Below are 19,818 nucleotides of genomic sequence, written 5' to 3' on the forward strand. Positions count from 1 at the left end.
TCATGACTTGAAAGAAAAACAAGATTTTTGCCTATTTTTTAGAAAGCAATCTGTTTTTCAATTTCATTTTCAATTACTTATCATTTTATTCTTCAAAATCAAAGCCATACAAGGTTGCAAAGTAGTCCTCAGGGCGCTCTGCACGGCGGATTTGACGGGCTTTACCTTCTTCGGTATAGAGGATTTCCGCAGAACGAAGTTTGGCATTGTACTGGTAGCCCATTGAAAAACCGTGTGCACCTGTATCATGAATTACCAGCAAATCACCGATTTCTGTATGAGGCAGTTCGCGATTCACTGCAAATTTATCATTGTTTTCACAGAGTGAACCAACCACATCTACGACTTCAGCTGGTCCATCTGGATGGGTCACGTTAGTAATATGATGGTAAGCTCCGTACATAGCTGGACGCATGAGGTTGACTGCTGATGCATCCACACCTAGATAGGTACGGTAGGTTTCCTTCTTATGAGTGACTCTTGTGATCAAAGCACCGTGAGGGGCGAGCATAAAGCGACCCAATTCGGTGAAAATATTGATCTGACCAAGACCTGCTGGCGTAAGGACCTCTTCATAAACCTTACGAACCCCCTCACCAATCAAAGCAATATCATTTGGCTCCTGCTCAGGACGATAGTTAACACCAATACCGCCAGAAAGATTGATAAAGTCTAGCGAAATACCCAACTTTTCCTTGATTTCAACAGCCAATTCAAAAAGCTGACGCGCCAACTCTGGATAATAGAGATGGGTCACGGTATTGGACGCTAGGAAGGAGTGAATCCCAAAAGTCTTGGCTCCTTTTTCCTTCAAGATGGCAAAAGCTTCAAAGAGCTGGTCCTTGGTCATGCCAAACTTGGCTTCTCCAGGATTGTCCATAATGTCTGTTCCTAGCTCAAAAACGCCTCCAGGATTGTAACGACAAGAGATGATTTCTGGAATCCCTGCTGCACGCTCTAGATGTTCAATATCTTCAAATGCATCCAAGTTAATGGTTGCACCCAATTCACGCGCATAGGCATATTCCTTATCTGGCGTGTTGTTTGAAGAGAACATGATCTCAGAACCTGGAAAATCCAGTTTATGGCTCATCAAAAGCTCCACATAACTAGAGCAGTCCACACCACAGCCTTCCTCTTGGAGAATTTTCAAAATAGCTGGTGTTGGAGTAGCCTTAACTGCAAAATATTCCTTAAAGCCCTTGTTCCACGAAAAGGCTTGATTGACGGCTCTTGCCTTCTCACGAATTCCCTTCTCATCATACAAGTGAAAGGGAGTCGGGAACTCGGCAACAATCTTTTCTAAATCTTCTTTATTGATAAATGGTGTTTTCATAAGCTTCCTTCTATTCTATTTGCAAAGAAAGGCTGGGACTATCGTTCCAACCTTTAGTTCTATCTCTTATTTATCTTCGTCAAAGATATTGCCAACCTCAACATCGATGGCTTGGTTCTTGACATCAATATTGGTTACCTTCAAGAGTGACTTGTAGTCAAACTGCTTTTCGCGTTCTTCTTGAGCATTATCCGCAAAGACCGCTACACCAGCCAATTCTGAATCAAACTCACGCAAGAGACTGATCATCCCATTGACAGTTCCACCACCTTTCAAGAAGTCATCCACAATCAAGACACGGCTACCTGCCTTGAGACTACGTTTTGAAAGGAACATTTTCTCAATGCGGTCACCACTTGAACCGGATACATAGTTGACGCTGACAGTTGAACCTTCGGTAATTTTCAGGTCACGGCGCACAATAACAAAAGGAACATTGAGGACATTGGCAACTGCATTTGCAAGTGGAACACCCTTAGTCGCTACTGTCATAACCGCATCAATTTTTTGGTCCATAAAGCTCTTGGCAATAATGCGACCAATATTTTTCAAGATAGCTGGTGTGCTAAGCAAATCAGACAGGTAGATATAGCCACCTGGCAAGATACGGTCACTTTCTGACAACTTGGCACGCAAGTCTTCAACCATTTCCTTAGCATCCTGACTCGAAATAGACGGTGTAAAGATAACACCTCCGCCAGCCCCAGTTACAGTCTGGATGTGACCAATTTCGATTTCCTCAAAGGCTCGTTTGATAATCACGATATCTTCTGAGATGGATGATTTAGCAGATTCATACTTTTCAGCAAAAGTATTGAGACTAGTTAGTTTATAAGGATTATTAATCAAATAGTTGGAAATGACAACCATCCGATCACTTCTTCTTAATTTCATTTCTATTTCCCACTTCATTTAATTTTGATATTTTATCTATTATACCATATTCACATAAAAAAACGAACATTCTTATCCTAAAAAATGCTCATTTTTCTTAAATTATTAATCTAAATCTGGTTTATAGAAGGAACGATTGTCCATAGCGAAGATTTTATTGGTCATCTCTCCTTTATCCACCAAAGCAAGAGCAGTTGACATCATCATCATGCTTGCATCCAGATTGTCAATCATATGGATAATCTCTGCTTCCATAATGCGTGGACGGACTGGACTTCCATACTCAAGCAAGCCGTGATGACTGAGGATGACGTGACGAAGCAGAACGACTTCTTCCTTGGTATCATCAATGCCGAGTTCCATAACTGTCTTGGTAATTTCACTATCAATCAGAGCGATATGTCCAAGAAGATTACCTCGCACTGTGTACTCAGTCTGGTCTGGTCCCGTCAACTCGATGACTTTAGCCAAGTCATGTAGCATAATACCCGCATAGAGCAGATTCTTATTGAGTTGAGGATAGATTTCGCTAATGGCATCTGCCAAACGCACCATGGTCGCCGTATGATAGGCCAAACCCGTTTCAAAGGCATGATGGTTGGTCTTGGCTGCTGGATAAGAGTAAAATTCCTTATCATACTTGGTGTAGAGCTTTCGGACAATCCGTTGCCAAACAGGATTTTCAATTTTAAAAATCATTTGCGACATGTAGTCACGGATTTCCTTGACATCAACTGGCGACTTGACCTTGAAATCAGCTGGATCATTGGGTTCGCCAGGTTGAGGCAGGCGGAGAGTAATTTGATTGACCTGTGGAGTGTTGTTATAAACTTCTCGGCGTCCTTTCATGTGGACAACCTTGCCTGCTGTAAAGGCCTCAACGTTATGAGGTTGGGCATCCCAGAGTTTCCCTTCAATCTCGCCACTATCATCTTGGAAGGTAAAAGCTAGGTAGTTTTTCCCAGCGCGAGTTTGTCTCAGGTCAGCTGATTTGATTAGGTAAAAGCCTTCAAACAGCTCGTCTTTTTTCATGTGACTAATCTTCATATTCTTCCTCATTTTCTTGGAAATGGAGTAGATCAAGCGCAGGCTCACCTTCTGACAACTCAATGTGACGGAGCGTCCGCTCGATAGCTGTGGTACGACGGTTTAATAATTCATCAATATTGCCAGAGGCATGTTGGAGGTGTTTTTGTGCCTTGACCAGAATGCCACCAAACTTACCAAACTCGGTCTTAACACTGGCAAGAGTCTTACTGATATGGTCGGCACTCTTTTGGATATTTAGAGTTTTGAAGCCAACTGATAGGGAGTTAAGAAGGGCTGATAGGGTACTTGGACCTGCGACAATAATCTGCTCCTCCCGTCTCAAGTCATCAAAGAAGACCGGATTGCGGACGATTTCTGAGTAGAGACCTTCTGTTGGCACAAACAAAACTCCAAAATTGGTCGTTCGAGGCGGTGCTATGTACTTGTTCCTGATATCCTTGGCAAAGCGTTTGACGCTGGCTAGGAGCGACTTACGACAGCGTTCAATCTCACCCTTGTCACCTGCTTCATATGCTTCTTCTAGGCGGTAATAATCTGCCAGTGGAAACTTAGAGTCAATTGGTAGGTAGACGTATTCCTGATCGCCTTGTCCGGGTAACTTGATGGCGTACTCCACTCGTTCACTAGAGTTTTCAACCGTTGCATATTCTCGTTCATACTGGGCAGGGGTCATGATGTCTTCGATGATTTGCCCCAGTTGCAATTCTCCAAGAATCCCTCGCGTTTTGGTTCCAGAGAGAACCTTGTTAAGGGCGCCGACATCACGGGCAACTGTCTGCATTTCTCCAAGGCCACGATTGACCGACTCCAGTTGTTTGGAAACTGTCTCAAAGGAAGCCTGCAAGCGTGTCTGTAAGGTCTTTTCTAGTTTTTCCTCGACTGTTTGGCGCATTTGTTCCAAGCGTTGCTCATTTGATTCCTGCAAGGCTTGGAGACGTTGGTCAGTCTTGTCTCTGGTTTGGAGGAGATTATCTGTCATTTCTTGACGAACCTGAGTCAGACCTTGGTGCAATTCAATTCTCACTTCTTGCAAACGGTCACTGACAGACACTTCCAAATCTTTTTGATCTAACTGGCTGGCTTGTCTTGCTTGTTCAAAGCGGTAATCCAACTGGTCTGACAAGTGATCTGCCTGATCCTCCAAGATCTTACTTAGATGTTTTTCCTGCTTATCCTGCCTTTGCCAAATCAGAAAGATACCAGCTAGGTTGGCAATCAATAATAGAACAAGTAAACTTTCCATCCTACCTCCTGTCCTTGCTATGCAGCACGACTACATAGCCATCTGGGCAAGTCACCGACACTTCCCTATCTATATATTCGTTAGAAGCGTACACTTTTTTAAAGAAAAAATTTTCCTCTGTCAACTCATACTTGGCTCCGAGAATGGTAAGCTGGCTATCCCGAACTGGCATAAAGGCTAGATAGTCGTAGTCTGAACGAGGCTGTAGCTGACTGGTCCCTTCTGGACAATAGGCAATCAAATTTTGCCCATCCTCAATCGCTATCTGGCGCATATAAGGTACCAACTTGGGATTGCTAGGCAAAAAGACATTGGCCAGCATGTGATCAATACGGCCACCCAAAGCACCGAAAATAGTAACCTGAGCCTGAGGATTTTTCTCAAAAATAGTCACGAGAGCCAATTCCAGATCTGTATCATCCTTTTCTGGTCGGGCTTGAACAAAATGCTGGGCACGTTTTTGAATCAACTGACGCTCTTCTGCAGTGACAGAATCAAAATCTCCAACCGCTAGAGCGAGAGGAAAGTTTTCTTCCAAGACCCAAAGCGAGCCTCGATCCACACCGACAAAGCAATCAAAGTCTGTCCGGTAGTGACCGCGGTCTCCTCCTGCAAAAACGGCAACCCTAGTCCAGTTGTTTTCTGAGAGTTTGTACTCGCTCATTGACATCTCCCTTAAAGACATAGGAACCTGCTACAAAAACGGTCGCACCAGCTTCTTTAGCTTGAGCAATCGTTTTATCATCAATCCCACCATCCACTTCGATTTCAAAGTTCAAACCTTTTTCCTTACGAAGTGCAACCAACTCACGAACCTTATCCATGGTTTCAGGTAGAAAAGCTTGCCCACCGAAGCCAGGGTTAACTGTCATGACTAAGACTTGGTCAACTAGGTGAAGTACGTGCTTAATCGCCTCAACAGGCGTACCAGGATTGATAACAACAGATGGCTTGACACCAAGTGAACGAATTTTTTGGAGGGCACCATGAATATGAGGCGTTGCTTCCGCATGGATGCTGATGATATCTGCTCCCGCACGCGCAAAGTCTTCCAGATGATGCTCTGGATTAGCTACCATCAAGTGGCAGTCAAAGACCATCTTACTATGAGGGCGAAGAGCTTCGACCACACCTGCACCAAAACTGATTTGTGGCACAAAGTGCCCATCCATGATATCGATATGGGCATATTCTGCCCCAGTTGCTTCTAAGCGTTTGATTTCACGTTCAAAGTTGGCATAATCTGCTGCCAGAATTGACGGAGCAATCTTGTATTGAGACATAGGTTTCTCCTTATTTTGGAATTTTTTTGCTGACTTTTTTGTAGGTTTCTCTACGATTTTCAATTTCACTGAGGAATTGCAGGTAGTTGTCAAAACGGAAGCTGGCAATAGTCCCTTCTTCCACTGCTGGCTTCACTGCACAGGACGGCTCATGGGTATGGGTACAAGTACGGAACTTACAATCTCGGCTAACAGTAGCAATCTCTGGGAAGGCCTGATTGAGGTCTTCAGCCGTTGTTACTTCATAATCCAGCGATGAAAAACCTGGTGTATCTGCGATTTTACCCCCATTAAGGTTGTAAAAACTAACAGCTCGAGTGGTATGGCGCCCGCGACCCAGACTGTCTGAGATTTCTCCTGTTTCAAGATTGAGGTCTGGTGCGATTTTATTGAGAAGGGTTGATTTTCCAACACCTGTCTGCCCCATAAAGACTGTAACCTTGCCTGTTAACAAGGGCAGGAGTTCCTCTTTACTGGTCACAAAGTCATAGCCGATGTCACCATAGGTTTGTTGGTAAAAATCCAGTTCGCCTCTATCTTCCAACAAATCCATTTTAGAAATATAAACGATGGGATGAATGCCCTTGTGCTCCAAGAGAACCAAGAACCGATCCAGCAAATTGCTGTTAAATTCAGGTTCCTTGACGGACATGATTACTACAGCTTGGTCGATATTGACAATGGGCGGACGGACCAGACTATTTTTCCGTTCGTGAATCTTGAGAATATAGCCCTCTGAATTTTCCTCCGCAGAGAAATCTACCCAATCCCCAACGTAAGGAGTATGGCCTTTTTTACGGAAATTTCCACGCGCGCGCGTCTGATAAACCTGGCCATCACTTTCCACATAGTAGAACCCAGCCAAGGCTTTAATAATTTGTCCCTGCATCTTAGAGTCCTTGTCCTTTAAGCGCATCTGCTAGGCTGGCAAACTCTTCCAAGCTGAGAGCTTCCCCACGCACACTTGGTGACAAACCTGCTTGGTCCAAAGCCTTGGTCAGCTTGTCCTTGACCTCTTCAGTCTTGCCAAAGTAACCTGTCAAGTTATTCCACAAGGTCTTGCGGCGATGAGTAAAACTAGCCTTGGAAACCTTAAAGAAGAAGTTCTCATCTTCTACTGCTACGGCTGGCTCTGGACGACGCACCATTTTCAAAATGGCTGAGTCCACGTTTGGCGCTGGCACAAAGACAGTCCGAGGCACGATAAAGGCAACCTTGGCAGTCATGTAGTACTGCACCGCAATCGACAAGCTACCATAAGCCTTGGTATTCGGCTGGGCTGAAATGCGGTCCGCCACTTCTTTCTGCATCATAACAACAAACTCACTAAAAGGAATCCCACTCTCGATTAAGTGCATGAGAATAGGCGTCGTGATGTAGTAAGGCAAATTAGCCACTACCTTGATTGGCAGGTCAGGATTTTTAAAATTCTGGATATGTTGCGCCAAATCAACTTTAAGAATGTCCTCGTTGACCACGGTCACATTATCAAAATCACGCAAGGTATCTGCCAAAATCGGCACCAAACGGTGGTCGATCTCAAAGGCCATAACTTGAGCTGCACGCTCAGCCAAAAACTCCGTCAAGGCACCAATCCCTGGCCCGATTTCGATGACATTAACCTGGTCATCAATCTCAGCCGTATCCACGATTTTTTGAAGAATATTGGTATCCGTCAAGAAATTTTGCCCGAAGGACTTTTTAAAGGTAAAACCGTGACGCTCCAGCACTGCCTTGGTCACGCTATAATCTGCAATTCTCATCTATTCTCTTTTCTATTATCTGTTACTACTATTGTAACACATTCCCCTTGTATTTTGGGGGTGAAAATCATACCAAAAAACTATCTTCTCTCATGAAGAAAGATAGTCTTGAAAATCTTTAAAGGTGGACTTAGCGGTTCTCTCGAAACATCCGTTCGAAAAAATCAGCTTCTTTATAACTTCGATTTTCAGGTAGGGTCAAATCTACATCCTCCTCCACGTCGTCCACTGTCAGTTCAACCGTTTGAGGTAAATTTTTCAAACGATAATGCTTTTGCCTTTGCCCTTCAATACTAGCAAAATCAAGCAAATAGCCATTCACTCGGATTTGAACCAAAAGGAGATGATTGGTCATATTTTCCATGATGAGAATATCTTCTAAACCACCTCTGGCACTAGGATAATCAGATACCCTGCGAATACGGATTTTTTCACACATGAGCAAGCTCCCTCATATCAATGATTTCATCGGCCTTATTCCAGACTAGGGGATTATGGGTCGCAATGATGATAATTCGATTTTCATCTTTCAAGCCCACCAAGAGATTCATAACCTCCTCTGAATTTTCAGGATCAAGAGCTGCTGTTGGTTCATCTGCCAAAATCAAGGGTGGATTTTTCAAAATAGTCTTCGCAAGGGCAACTCGTTGAGCCTCTCCCCCAGATAAGGTATAAATTTTTTGTTCTAGATCCAAATACCCTAGATTAACTTTTTCTAAAGCCTCCACTTGCCTTTCCAAACGTTCTACTTTTGAGATTTTCTGACCAACAAAGCCCAAATCCAAATTCTCTTTGATTGATTGGTTTTCTAAGAGGCCAAAATTTTGAAAGAGATAGCCCATCTGGTCTCGAAAATACTCACGAGTGGGAATGGTTTTTAAATCTTTCCCCTGATAGAGAACCCTTCCTCCATCTATCTTTTCTAGTTTACCTAAGATATTCAGCAGAGTCGTCTTTCCGCTTCCACTCTTACCGATTAAGGCATAAACCTTGCCCTTCTCCAGCTTGAGGTTTAAACCAGAGAAAATCGCGCGGTCATTAAACTTCTTTTCCAATCCTTGAATATCAATCATCTTATTTTCCTTTCAATACTGCCATGCTACCAGCTTCTTCTTTTTTATCCTGTCTAACTAAAATCAACAGAGCGTTAAGCGTAAACAAAGCTACAACTAGAGCGCTAATCAAGCTATCTCCTGTCAAAACACTAGATAGGATTAGCCCAAGTAAGAGAACTCCTCCTTGCGCCAGTAAGTACTTGCCATGAAGCTCATAGATTGTCATACCAGAAAGACGTTTAATCATGATCTCCCGTCTAAACTGCTCAAAATAGAGAAGATTCATGGAATCAAATAACAAGATAGCCGTAGATAGAGTCAAAATAGTCCCAATAAGGAGAGAGTAGAACTCCATCCGTTTGTTATTTAGTACCTTGGCAAAAAATAGCTGGCTTTTTACCAAATAAGAGACCTTGTGATACAGACCTTGCTCTTTTAGAGCTGTGATGCTGTCTTGATATTGATCTAATTTCAAGGCACTATTAGCCGTAGTTCCCCATAACATCCCTGCAACAGGTCTTGTTCCAGTCGCTTGCGGCGTTAAAACTACAATAATCGGATCTTTTAGGTACTGGCGTGTCGTCTTGTACCCATCGTTATAGAGGAAGCGTTCCTGTCCTGTTTCTGTAAAAGCTAGCGTTACCTGTGGGAGGTAGTGTTTCTGACTCGTCACTTCTACACTTTCAGATGAAAAGTTTTGCAGGTAATCTGTAAATAATCCTTGATAGTAGGCAGACTGCTCTCGCAAGCTCTCAGGCAAGATCAGCCCAAACTCTCCCTCAGACAAGTTTTGCATCTTATCCATAAACTCTGAAGAAACGGTAATCTTTTCTTCTATCAGATAGCGCGGTGAGACATAGATGACATTCCCTGACGGTGTGTAGTCATTGAGACGATTGCCATCTAGGTCCACTTCTGCTCCATCTGAGAAATTGTCAACATTGCTCATAATATAAAAAGAGTCTGTATTGGCTAACCGTTCTTCAGTAAATGTCTGCCACTCACGATTATCCTTACGCATTCCTTCTTCATCGGCAAATGCACTAGACCAACCAAAGGATAGACGGTAACGGTCTGAGGACTGGCTCCATTTATCGCTAGCTCTCTCCATTTCCTGCATTTCACGGTAGTGGGGTAGGAGAGCAGTCGCACTCGAGCCGACCACCAGCACGGCCAAGAGTTGCCCCACCATCATCAATGTCATCATACGTTTGAGAGGGAGTTTCCCTTTCAATAGATCCACCAGACTATTTTCTTGTAAACCAAGTAGATACACGATACTTAATAAGGTAGAAATCCCTACCAAGGCCAATCCATAAAGCAAAAGACCAATGATGACCAGTTGTACCGTTGCCATAAACAAGGCACCTTGATACCAGAGAATCCCCAATCCCAAAAGACTGGATACCAGCACTGAGCAGATAAGCTGTCTCACATCTTCTAACACTGGTCTGAGAGCCACCCCAAACAAGCTCTCACCAGCTATTAAGCGAATCCCTGCTTGACGAAGGGACTTGATCCGATAAATCAGGGTCAGACTCATAAAGGTCAGCAGAAAAATAGCTAGACTCAGTAGCCCCATAGGGGTGGCCGCCAATAATAAGACTATCGAAAATGGATCTTCTCCATTCGAAACAAAGCCTTGATAACCAAGTTCTTTCAAGGTGGTCTGTAAACTCACTCCATCCAAACTTCCTGACACAATCAAGTAAGACCCTAATAAATCACTCGTTTCTGAACTCTCCTTGGAGGAAATGGTCAGACCTTCTGGAAGCTCTCCCTCACCATAAGTGGCATAGATAAAGCGTGTTTCTCCAGCTTCATTTGGCTCAACAATCCGACGGGCGATGAGACTATTATGCTCTACCGCCAAGTGACTCAAAGCCTCTGTCACCTCTTCGCGACTAGCTACTGGTTGATTTATCACCATTCCTGTCACATCAACAGAAGGATAGTTACCAAATAAAATCTCTTCTCGATGGTCAACGGAAGTTATCACCATATAAAGCGATACCAATACCATTGAAATCAAAATAAATAAACGTTTCATCATTTCCTCCAAAAAGTTACTTGGTCACTTAGTGAGAAGGTGACCAAGTAAAGCTAAACAATAGGGCTATACCATTCTAAACATTATAGTAGAATGCAACTTTCTCTCCCCAAGAAGTACGAATCCATGCACGAGAAGTCCCTCCAGCACCAGCATATCCCTTATCAGATGAACCAGTTTTTCTACTAACAACTGTTGAGCTATGATATTCTGAAGAGTGATAGTAGTTTGAGTAAGCACCTCCGTCACCTGAACCATACGTCCAGACACCACCATCTGGATACTTAACCGCGGCCGATACTACTGCTACACTTCCACCTAATGTTGCTGCAATGCTCGCTACAAGGGCTAATTTTTTAACTGTTTGTTTCATATTGATACTCCTCTATTTTTTATTTTATCATAAATATTTATTATATATTGTCCATTTTCTATTCAAGTAAAACTAAGTCATGGATCATAGACCTTTTCAAAGCAACACCTCATGGTATCCTCTCCTTATTTTTCTAATTTAGTCTATCAAGTTGTATTTATTATATGTTATGAATAAATTTTTTGAGACTAAGTAGACATAACTAAATTTTATTTAAACCACCAAGTAACTAAATAAAATAAACTAAAAAAGTTCATACTGTAATCTCCTTTCACATTTTTATTAATTATAAATTATTCTTAAATAAACTCAAAGGGCATCAATGTCCTTAAAATAGAACCATTTCGTGTCATTTTTAGCTTATATATAAAAAACAGTCCTAAAGACGAACTTTAGAACTATTTCAATACTAGAACAAGGACATTTTTGTCACTGATTCACTATGTTTATAAATATTTTTTTAAATCTTCTTGCCATTGTTTCTCCAACATAGTAACTAAATAAGAATTTTCTATTATATCAGCAAATAGCTTCGATTTCTGATAGAACTGTTCGGCAGAAACATAATCATTGTTTATTATTAGAGATAATTTCCACTCCAACATTAATATAATTGGTTTCTTCTGAAAATCTTGTGTTTTTTCCATTATATGATTAAGGCTAAAGATATAAGCTTCGAGTGAATCATAAGACGACAAATTATCCAAACAGGCTAGACCCGAAAACAAAGTGTTACTTAAAGCAAACAGATATTCTGGTGCAATTAATTCTACATGATTTGTCAAACGAACTAAAAACGAATGAATTCTGTTAATTTCTTCAATCTGATTTTGACCTTGTTTTATCTTTGTAAGCACTATAGCAAAATATAAGTTGATAACTTCTAATTCATTTATCAAAAACAATTCCTTATCATAAATTATTTTAAAATAATCGTCCAGTACGGTTTCCCCATATTCTGGTCGTCCGCTTCGAATAACATCTATCGTTGCTCTAGTAGCTTCAAACCATATTTTTTCCTCATTAGGAAGTTGCTCATAAAATAAATCCTCTATCTCTTCCAAACACGCTTCCTTCTTATCATACTCCTCTTCTTTACCATAGATTGGTTCACGTAAAATCTGGTATTTCAATTCTAAATAAGCAGAAGGAAGAGCTGAAAAATCCGGCATAAGGCTATAAGCTGGAACTCCTAACCGGCGAGCAATATAGTCTAACTTGGGCAAACTCGGTTGCGAAGCTCCACTTTCAATTCGCGACAGTTGACGAACTGTCAGTTCTTGCTCATCTCCACAAAAATCTGGACGACTAATTCCTTTTTCTATCCGAATCTCTTTAATTTTTTGACCAATTAACATTAGACGCCTCCTCTTCTACCTGCTTCGAAAAATACTGTGAAACTTAAAAAATTGTAACGGCTACATCTTTCCTACTCATAAGATTTCATAGCTTCTTCCACTTCTGCCAAGGTAACCCCAAACAACTCTAGGCGTTTGAGGAGTTGCTTGCCGTTGGAATAGCCAATTCGGAGAGCCTCTCCTAGATATTCTCGTCGCTTACGGCTATCTGCCCCTGCTAGAAAACCAAGGCGAATCAAGTCGCTACGACTGATATCAAACTGACTCTCATGTTCAAATTGTTCTGTCACCTGAGCTAGAGCCGTTTTCAGATCTTTATAGCTGGCATGCTCAATTCCCAGAGACCGCCCCTTGGTCTTGGACTTGGGAACAGCTTCATCTCGTTTGAGGAAGGCATGCTGAACTGTTGGGATGGCCGTCATAATCATGCGGCGAATCCGCTCCCCATTAAAATCTGGGTCTGTAAAGACAATGACTCCATGAAGCTCATGTAGACGCTGAATACGTGCAATATCTTGCTCATTGATGGCAGAACCTCGTGTCTCATAGGTCTCTACATCGAAGTAACGTTTGAGATTGGCCGTATCATCGCGCCCTTCAACCACGATGACTTGAGAAATTTTTTCTTTCATTACTTGCTGTCCAATCCAAAAATTCGTTCTGCATTTGCAGTCATTGCTGCCGATAACTCCTCGGTCGTCATGCCACGCAAATCCGCGATAAAATCTACTACATAGCGAGTATAGGCTGTTTTGTTTTCGCGACCCCGTTTAGGAACAGGAGCCAAGTAAGGCGCATCTGTCTCCACCAAAATCTTGTCCAAAGGAAGTTCTCTAGCTGCTTCTTGGATGTCAGTTGCTTTCTTAAAAGTCACCACTCCTGAGAAGGAAATGGTCATGCCAAGCTGGACAAACTTCTCTGCCCATTCAAGAGTTCCCGAAAAAGAATGCATGATACCACCTCGAGGGCCAACTCCCTCGCTCTTGATAATCTCATAGGTGTCTTCCAGCGCATCACGGGTATGGACAACAAAAGGCAAATCCAAGTCCTTAGATAGCTGAATCTGACGCCGAAAAACCTGCTCCTGCACCTCTTTTGGCGCTGTCATCCAATGGTAATCCAAACCAATCTCACCCAAGGCAACTACCTTTGGATGCTTGAGCTTATCAAGCAAGTAGGCTTCAATCTCCTCCGTGTAAGTCCCCGCTTCTGTAGGATGCCAACCAATAGTCGCGTAGAGTTGGTCGTACTCATCCACCAACTCCAAAGCACGCTCAATCGTCGGTTTATCAAAACCAACAATATTCATCTGTGTCACACCCATCTCAGCAGCCAAGGTAATTTCTTCTGCCTCACGACCTGCAAATTCTTCTACATTCAAGTGTGTATGTGTATCAAAAATCATCTCTTCTAACCTCGTTTTCTATCTACTATTATAGCAAAAAAACTGACCTCTCTCCTCATCTGTACAAAATATTCTAAAATCCATCGTCCTCTCTTGACGCTATTTTCTCAAAGCAGTATAATAGCACTTATTGAAATTTTCAGTAAAGGAAAATACCATGTTTACAAAATTAAAACAGACTTTTATCGGTCGTCCTCTCAAGTCCTTAACCGAAGGCGAGGGGGGACTGCTGGGAAAAATGCAGGCCTTGGCCATGTTGTCAAGCGACGCTCTATCTTCCATTGCCTATGGGCCTGAGCAAGTAGTCCTCGTCTTGGCTAGTCTCTCTCCTCTTGCTATATGGTGGAGCCTTCCTATCGGCCTTTTTGTCCTCCTACTTCTGGCCAGCCTGACCGTTTCCTACCGTCAAATCATCCATGCCTATCCTCAAGGAGGAGGGGCCTATATGGTTACTCGAGAAAATCTATCTCCCGAGCTAGGCTTGATCGCTGGAGGTAGTCTGCTGGTTGACTACATGCTGACTGTGGCGGTATCGGTATCATCTGGAGCGGACGCTATCACAGCAGCTCTCCCTGCCCTCCACCCTTACAACCTCCACATTTCCATTTTTCTAGTTTGCTTGCTTATGCTCTTGAATTTACGGGGCTTAAAAGAATCTGCCAGTTCACTGATGATTCCTGTCTATCTCTTTATCATCAGTACTGTCTTTCTCTTGCTCTACGGAATCTTTCAACTAATGACAGGGTCTCTCAGCTATCAGGCAACTTCACCTATTGGGCATGCTGTTCCGAGCCTGTCTATCGTTCTCATTCTAAGAGCCTTTACCAGCGGCTCTGCCTCTCTGACAGGAGTTGAAGCTATTTCAAATGCCGTTCCCTTTTTCAAGGCTCCGAAAGAAAAGAATGCTGCTCAGACCTTGACCATCATGGCCTTGATTTTAGGTTTTCTTTTTGCAGGCATTACCTTCCTAAACTACTGGATGGGGATTATGCCTCAACACGGAGAAACTATTCTTTCACAGATGGCTCAAGGCATCCTTGGTAATTCCTTCTTAGGTCACCTTGGCTATTATATCTTCCAATTCTCCACAGCCTTGATTTTGGCCGTAGCTGCAAATACTGGCTTTTCGGCTTTCCCTATGCTGGCTTACAATATGGCTAAAAACAAATACATGCCCCATCTCTTTATGGAAAAAGGAGACCGCCTAGGCTACTCCAATGGAATTTTAACTCTGGCTTTTGGGGCTATGATTCTTCTTCTCATTTTTAATGGCAATACAGAACGCTTGATTCCTCTTTATACTATCGGGGTCTTCGTTCCCTTCGCCCTATCTCAGACTGGGATGATTCGTCATTGGAAAAAGGAAAAAGGAGCAAATTTCTTAAAACCTGCTCTTGCTAATATCCTTGGGGCAATCATTTGCTACGCGATTGTACTAATCTTGCTCTTTTTCCGTCTCAGTGATATCTGGCCTTTCTTCCCGATTATTCTCGTACTCACTCTACTCTTCTTGGCGATTCACAGTCATTACCAAAAAGTGGCCCAACAACTACGTCTCTATGAAGGCATCGAAAAACGTACCTACGACGGCAATCTGGTTCTGGTCCTAGTAGGAAATGTCACCCGAGTCAGTGTCGGAGCCATTAACTACGCTCAAAGTATCGGTGACGAAGTCCTAGCCATGCATATTTCTACCAAGGAAACAGCAGAAAAAGACCAAGAAATTCTCCAAGAATTTGCCGATTACTTCCCAACCATTACTCTGAAGAACATCAAGACCAGCTACCGCGACATCATCACCCCTACTGTCAAGTATGTTAAACGAATCTCTGAGGAGGCCCAGAGAAAGAACTATACAGTCACTGTCCTCGTTCCCCAGTTTATCCCTAATAAACCTTGGCAAAATATTCTACACAATCAAATGAGCCTCAAACTCAAATATGCACTCCGTTGGCACCAAGATGTCGTTGTCGCTAGCTACTCTTATCACTTAAAAGAATAAAGAAAAGGCCCTACCAGAAGCAAGAAGCGTCTGATAAGGCCTTTTTCTGAATCCAGCCACTATGCTTATACTCAATGAAAATCAAAGCGCAAACTAGGAAGCTAGCCGCAGGCTGCTCAAAACAGTGTTTTGAGGTTGTGGATAGAACTGACGAAGTCAGCTCAAAACACTGTTTTGAGGTTGCAGATAGAACTGACGAAGTCAGCTCAAAACACTGTTTTGAGGTTGTGGATAGAACTGACGAAGTCAGTAACATACCTACGGCAAGGCAACGCTGACGTGGTTTGAAGAGATTTTCGAAGAGTATTAACTGAAAAGCATGACTAGGAATATCATTGAATATGGTTAGCTAAATCTTCCTGAGCTTTTTTATTTGACTCAGCTTTTTCTTTTAGCCATTTTTCATAGAGTTCCTGGTACTGTTTAGCAGTTACTGGCTCTTTTTGCAGTTCAACATATTTGTAGTTGTCAGCATCTCCTTTGTGTCCAACGAATGAGAATGGACCTGTAAACGGTACAGTCTTACGGAAGATTGGGTTGGCTCCACCACTTTGAACTGGTAGGAAGAGGGCACTATCTGTCAACCAAGCTTGGGCTTCAGCATATTTTTCATAGCGAGCTTGAGTATCTGTGATTTCCGCATCAGCCTGATCCAAGAGTTTCTTGTAGTCAGCAAGACCAATCTTATCCTTAACCTCCTTGTCTTTTCCTTCAGACAAGCCCATGTTTTTCAACTGAGAACCTGTCTCTGGATCAAGGATGGCTAGGTAAGTCTTAGGATCTGAGTAGTCTCCACCCCATCCTGAGATGTCAATATCGTAGTCTTTTTGTTCTGCTGTATCTGCAAAGTAGGTTGCTTGGTCTTTTTCATCTGGAGAAAGTTGGATAACATCAATGACCACATTCTCCTTACCAAGGGTTTCTTCCACTGTTTGTTTGAAAGATCCGGCCTGCTGCACATCTAATTTAGCAGTCTGGTCAACTGGCATATCCAAATGAATTGGGAAAGTTACTCCCTGTGCTTGCAGACTTTCTTTGGCCTTGGCAAACTTCTCTTTGGCCTTTTCAGGATTCAAGAAAGCTTGCTTACCATCGTTTAGATTGATATTTGCCCAATCTTTACCATAGTTGACAATTTTCTCATTAACAACATCACCGAAGTTCTTATCACCAACTTGGACAAAGTCACTTGGTGTAACTGTGTTACGCAAGATACGGTCTGCTCCATCTTCACCATTTGTCTGTGCTGCATAAGCATGACGGTCAAAGGCAAAGTTAATGGCCTGACGAAAATCTTTATTCTGCATAGCTGCGCGTGAATCTGTCTTTTCCTTATCAGACTGTTTCATAGTTTGCTTGTAGCTTTGACGATTAACGTTGAAAAGATAATAGAAAGTAACTGAGTTTTGCGGTGTGTAGGTAATCTTGTCCTCATTTCCCTTCTTGAGTTCAGCAAAGACTGAACTTGTTGGGAAAATACGGCCATCTGTATAATTACCATCCAAGAAACCTCTAGCAATGCTGTCTTGGTCAGAACCGTCAAAGAAAGATAGTTTCACTTTCTCAATTTTGACCTTGTCCTTATCCCAGTAATTAGGGTTTTTATCAAACTCAATCAAAGATTTTGATGAGAAAGATTTAAACAAGTACGGACCATTTGACAAGATGCTTGATGGTGTCACACTTCCAAAGTCATCTCCCTTAGACTTCAAGAAGGCTTCATTTACAGGATTAAGGATACTTGCTGTTGTTTTAGAGTTCCAATAAGTCTCAGGTTGGTTGAGAGTGTATTGTAGCGTGTAATCGTCCACTGCCTTAACACCAACAGTTCCAAAATCAGATGATTTTCCTTCAACATAGTCTGCTAGACCCTTGATAGAGTCTTGTACCAAGTACAAGTTTTCAGCCTTTTTATCAGCCGCATACTTGAGACCAGTAACAAAGTCATGAGCTGTTACGTCCGCATACTCTTCTCCTTCTGAAGTGTACCATTTAGCTCCCTGACGGATCTTATAAGTGTAAGTCAAGCCATCTTTTGACACTGTCCATGACTCAGCCATAGATGGGATGAGATTGCCATACTGGTCATTTTCTAACAAACCATCAATCAAGTTGGTTGTAATACTAGATGTAGAGTCTCGTGTAGAGGTAATGTAATCCAAGGTATCAGGGTTGCTGACAAAGATATAAGAATATGTCTTGTCTGCATTGCTTGATTGGGATGACCCGCATGCCGCTAGAGCTAGACCTGCTGTCAAAGCCATAGCTCCAAAAAGCATAACTTTTGATTTCTTCATGATTATTCTCCATTTTTTACAGTATGTGAAATATTATACACTATTTGAGCAAAAATATAAAGTATTTTGAACTTTTTTACAAAAATAAAAATCAGTAGACTCGAGTTCCTACTGATTTTTGATATAATTCGTTTGGATTATGCAGCCAAAACTTTGCGTCCTTTACGACGACGAGCTGCCAATACGCGACGACCGTTTTTAGTTGACATACGGTTACGGAATCCGTGTTTGCGCGCACGACGAAGTTTACTTGGTTGATAAGTACGTTTCACGATGAATACCTCCTCATAGATTTTGTATTCGTTTAGCCGGCTATAAAGTGATCAGTTACTAAACATACTTTACTATTCTATCTGATTCTTTTACTTTTGTCAATAGCTCTAGGCAAATGTTTCCAGCTTTTTCGAATGTAAGCCCTATCTACGATACTGTTTCAAGAAACGAGTCATCTTGTCTTGAATTTGGGCTAGTTCATCAACACGAGGAAGGTAAACGATACGGAAGTGATCTGGTTCCTGCCAGTTGAAGCCTCGACCATGAACCAAGAGAACCTTTTCCTGCTTCAAGAAATTAAGGACAAACTGCTCATCATCATCGATACGGTACATATTACGGTCTATTTTAGGGAAGATATAGAGCCCTGCCTTGGGTTTAACAGCAGAGAGACCTGGAATCTCTTGAATAGCATTGTAGATGAAATTTCTTTGCTCGTAAATTCGTCCACCAGGAAGGAGCAATTCATCGACTGATTGGTGACCACCCAAAGAAGTTTGTACGACTTGTTGGGCCAAAACGTTAGAGCAAAGGCGCATATTGGACAGCATATTGAGACCTTCGATATAGCCTTTAACATGTGTCTTAGGTCCAGACAAGACCATCCAACCCACACGGAAACCAGCGATACGGTGGGATTTTGATAGACCATTCATGCTAACACAGAAAACATCTGGCGCCAGGCTCGCCACAGGCGTATGCACATGCCCATCCATTACCATGCGGTCGTAGATTTCATCCGCAAAGATAATCAAATCATTTTGACGGGCAATCTCAATAATCTCCAACAAGAGTTCCTTAGGATAAAGAGCTCCAGTTGGGTTGTTTGGATTGATAAGGACGATTGCCTTGGTATTGGAAGTGATTTTTGACTTGATATCATCAATATCTGGATACCATTCTGCAGCTTCATCACAGATATAGTGAACGGCATTTCCTCCAGCTAGGCTGACAGCTGCTGTCCAGAGAGGATAGTCTGGCATTGGCACTAAGACTTCATCCCCATTGTCCAAAAGCCCCTGCATGGACATGACAATCAACTCACTGACACCATTTCCAAGGTAGATATCATCAATATCTACGTTTGGGAATTTCTTCAATTGGCAATACTGCATGATAGCCTTACGGGCTGAGAAAATCCCTTTGGAGTCAGAATAACCTTCACTATCACGCGCATTCATAATCAAGTCATGAATGACCTCGTCTGGCGCTGTAAAACCAAATTCTGCTGGATTTCCTGTATTCAGACGTAAAATCTTTTCTCCATTTGCTCGCATCCGCATGGCTTCTTCCAAAACAGGACCACGGATATCATAAGCAACATGCTCTAACTTACTAGATTTGTTATATTCTTTCATCTTGTTTCCTCAATTCATCAGGATAGTAACATTATACCACTAGAAAGAAAATGCGACAAGTTTACTGAAATGTGTTAC

The 19,818-nt window shown here is 42.3% G+C and carries 19 protein-coding genes; 1 reads left to right on the forward strand and 18 read right to left on the reverse strand.

Going from position 1 to position 19,818, the window contains the following annotated elements; translation table 11 throughout:
* Positions 1-85: 85 nt before the first annotated feature.
* From D8848_RS07850 to D8848_RS07920, 15 genes are all read right to left on the reverse strand, one after another.
* Entirely contained in the window at positions 86-1,336 is a 1,251-nt protein-coding gene (locus D8848_RS07850; protein WP_125443416.1) for a diaminopimelate decarboxylase, read from the reverse strand.
* A 66-nt stretch (positions 1,337-1,402) separates the two neighbouring features.
* Complete coding sequence (purR, locus tag D8848_RS07855) at positions 1,403-2,230, reverse strand: pur operon repressor (protein WP_023943469.1); 828 nt, start codon at positions 2,228-2,230, stop codon at positions 1,403-1,405.
* A 105-nt stretch (positions 2,231-2,335) separates the two neighbouring features.
* Positions 2,336-3,277, reverse strand: coding sequence for a 3'-5' exoribonuclease YhaM family protein (locus tag D8848_RS07860; RefSeq protein WP_125443417.1), 942 nt, complete (start codon positions 3,275-3,277; stop codon positions 2,336-2,338).
* Complete coding sequence (locus D8848_RS07865) at positions 3,267-4,523, reverse strand: DNA recombination protein RmuC (protein WP_049502256.1); 1,257 nt, start codon at positions 4,521-4,523, stop codon at positions 3,267-3,269. The genes D8848_RS07860 and D8848_RS07865 overlap by 11 nt, the downstream gene beginning before the upstream one ends.
* Position 4,524: 1 nt before the next feature.
* On the reverse strand, positions 4,525-5,187 hold the full coding sequence (locus D8848_RS07870; protein WP_125443418.1) for a thiamine diphosphokinase: 663 nt from the start codon (positions 5,185-5,187) through the stop codon (positions 4,525-4,527).
* On the reverse strand, positions 5,150-5,806 hold the full coding sequence (gene rpe, locus D8848_RS07875; RefSeq protein ID WP_084872210.1) for a ribulose-phosphate 3-epimerase: 657 nt from the start codon (positions 5,804-5,806) through the stop codon (positions 5,150-5,152). Before rpe ends, D8848_RS07870 begins: the two co-directional genes overlap by 38 nt.
* A gap of 10 nt (positions 5,807-5,816) precedes the next feature.
* Entirely contained in the window at positions 5,817-6,695 is an 879-nt protein-coding gene (gene rsgA, locus D8848_RS07880; RefSeq protein ID WP_125443419.1) for a ribosome small subunit-dependent GTPase A, read from the reverse strand.
* Between the two features lies 1 nt (position 6,696).
* Positions 6,697-7,569, reverse strand: coding sequence for a 16S rRNA (adenine(1518)-N(6)/adenine(1519)-N(6))-dimethyltransferase RsmA (gene rsmA / locus D8848_RS07885; RefSeq protein ID WP_125393148.1), 873 nt, complete (start codon positions 7,567-7,569; stop codon positions 6,697-6,699).
* A gap of 130 nt (positions 7,570-7,699) precedes the next feature.
* Positions 7,700-8,008: a hypothetical protein gene (locus tag D8848_RS07890; protein WP_000333261.1), complete on the reverse strand. Its 309-nt coding sequence runs from the start codon at positions 8,006-8,008 to the stop codon at positions 7,700-7,702.
* The gene (locus tag D8848_RS07895; protein WP_000565528.1) at positions 8,001-8,642 is read right to left on the reverse strand and encodes an ABC transporter ATP-binding protein; all 642 of its coding nucleotides are present in this window, start codon (positions 8,640-8,642) and stop codon (positions 8,001-8,003) included. The genes D8848_RS07890 and D8848_RS07895 overlap by 8 nt, the downstream gene beginning before the upstream one ends.
* 1 nt (position 8,643) lies before the next feature.
* Positions 8,644-10,674, reverse strand: coding sequence for a bacteriocin-associated integral membrane family protein (locus D8848_RS07900; RefSeq protein ID WP_185756873.1), 2,031 nt, complete (start codon positions 10,672-10,674; stop codon positions 8,644-8,646).
* A gap of 76 nt (positions 10,675-10,750) precedes the next feature.
* The gene (locus D8848_RS07905; RefSeq protein WP_000815396.1) at positions 10,751-11,047 is read right to left on the reverse strand and encodes a lactococcin 972 family bacteriocin; all 297 of its coding nucleotides are present in this window, start codon (positions 11,045-11,047) and stop codon (positions 10,751-10,753) included.
* Between the two features lie 446 nt (positions 11,048-11,493).
* Positions 11,494-12,405, reverse strand: a complete 912-nt coding sequence (locus D8848_RS07910; RefSeq protein ID WP_060627175.1) for a helix-turn-helix domain-containing protein — start codon at positions 12,403-12,405, stop codon at positions 11,494-11,496.
* A gap of 71 nt (positions 12,406-12,476) precedes the next feature.
* On the reverse strand, positions 12,477-13,037 hold the full coding sequence (gene rnmV, locus D8848_RS07915; protein ID WP_060627176.1) for a ribonuclease M5: 561 nt from the start codon (positions 13,035-13,037) through the stop codon (positions 12,477-12,479).
* Entirely contained in the window at positions 13,037-13,810 is a 774-nt protein-coding gene (locus D8848_RS07920) for a TatD family hydrolase (RefSeq protein ID WP_060627177.1), read from the reverse strand. Before D8848_RS07920 ends, rnmV begins: the two co-directional genes overlap by 1 nt.
* A gap of 157 nt (positions 13,811-13,967) precedes the next feature.
* Between D8848_RS07920 and D8848_RS07925 the strand changes: the two genes are divergently transcribed.
* Complete coding sequence (locus D8848_RS07925) at positions 13,968-15,812, forward strand: APC family permease (RefSeq protein ID WP_084926052.1); 1,845 nt, start codon at positions 13,968-13,970, stop codon at positions 15,810-15,812.
* Positions 15,813-16,144: 332 nt separating this feature from the next.
* Here the strand turns inward: D8848_RS07925 and D8848_RS07930 are convergent, their stop codons facing one another.
* From D8848_RS07930 to D8848_RS07940, 3 genes are all read right to left on the reverse strand, one after another.
* Positions 16,145-18,109 (reverse strand): peptide ABC transporter substrate-binding protein, encoded by a 1,965-nt coding sequence (locus tag D8848_RS07930; protein WP_125443421.1) that lies wholly within the window; start codon positions 18,107-18,109, stop codon positions 16,145-16,147.
* 137 nt (positions 18,110-18,246) lie between these two features.
* Positions 18,247-18,381 (reverse strand): 50S ribosomal protein L34, encoded by a 135-nt coding sequence (rpmH, locus tag D8848_RS07935; protein WP_000831905.1) that lies wholly within the window; start codon positions 18,379-18,381, stop codon positions 18,247-18,249.
* Positions 18,382-18,525: 144 nt separating this feature from the next.
* A complete protein-coding gene (locus D8848_RS07940) occupies positions 18,526-19,740 on the reverse strand; it encodes a pyridoxal phosphate-dependent aminotransferase (protein ID WP_000666461.1) in 1,215 nt (404 codons plus the stop codon).
* Between the last annotated feature and the right edge of the window lie 78 nt (positions 19,741-19,818).

This window comes from Streptococcus mitis (assembly GCF_003942775.1).
In the GTDB taxonomy this organism is placed as follows: Bacteria; Bacillota; Bacilli; order Lactobacillales; family Streptococcaceae; genus Streptococcus; species Streptococcus mitis_CN.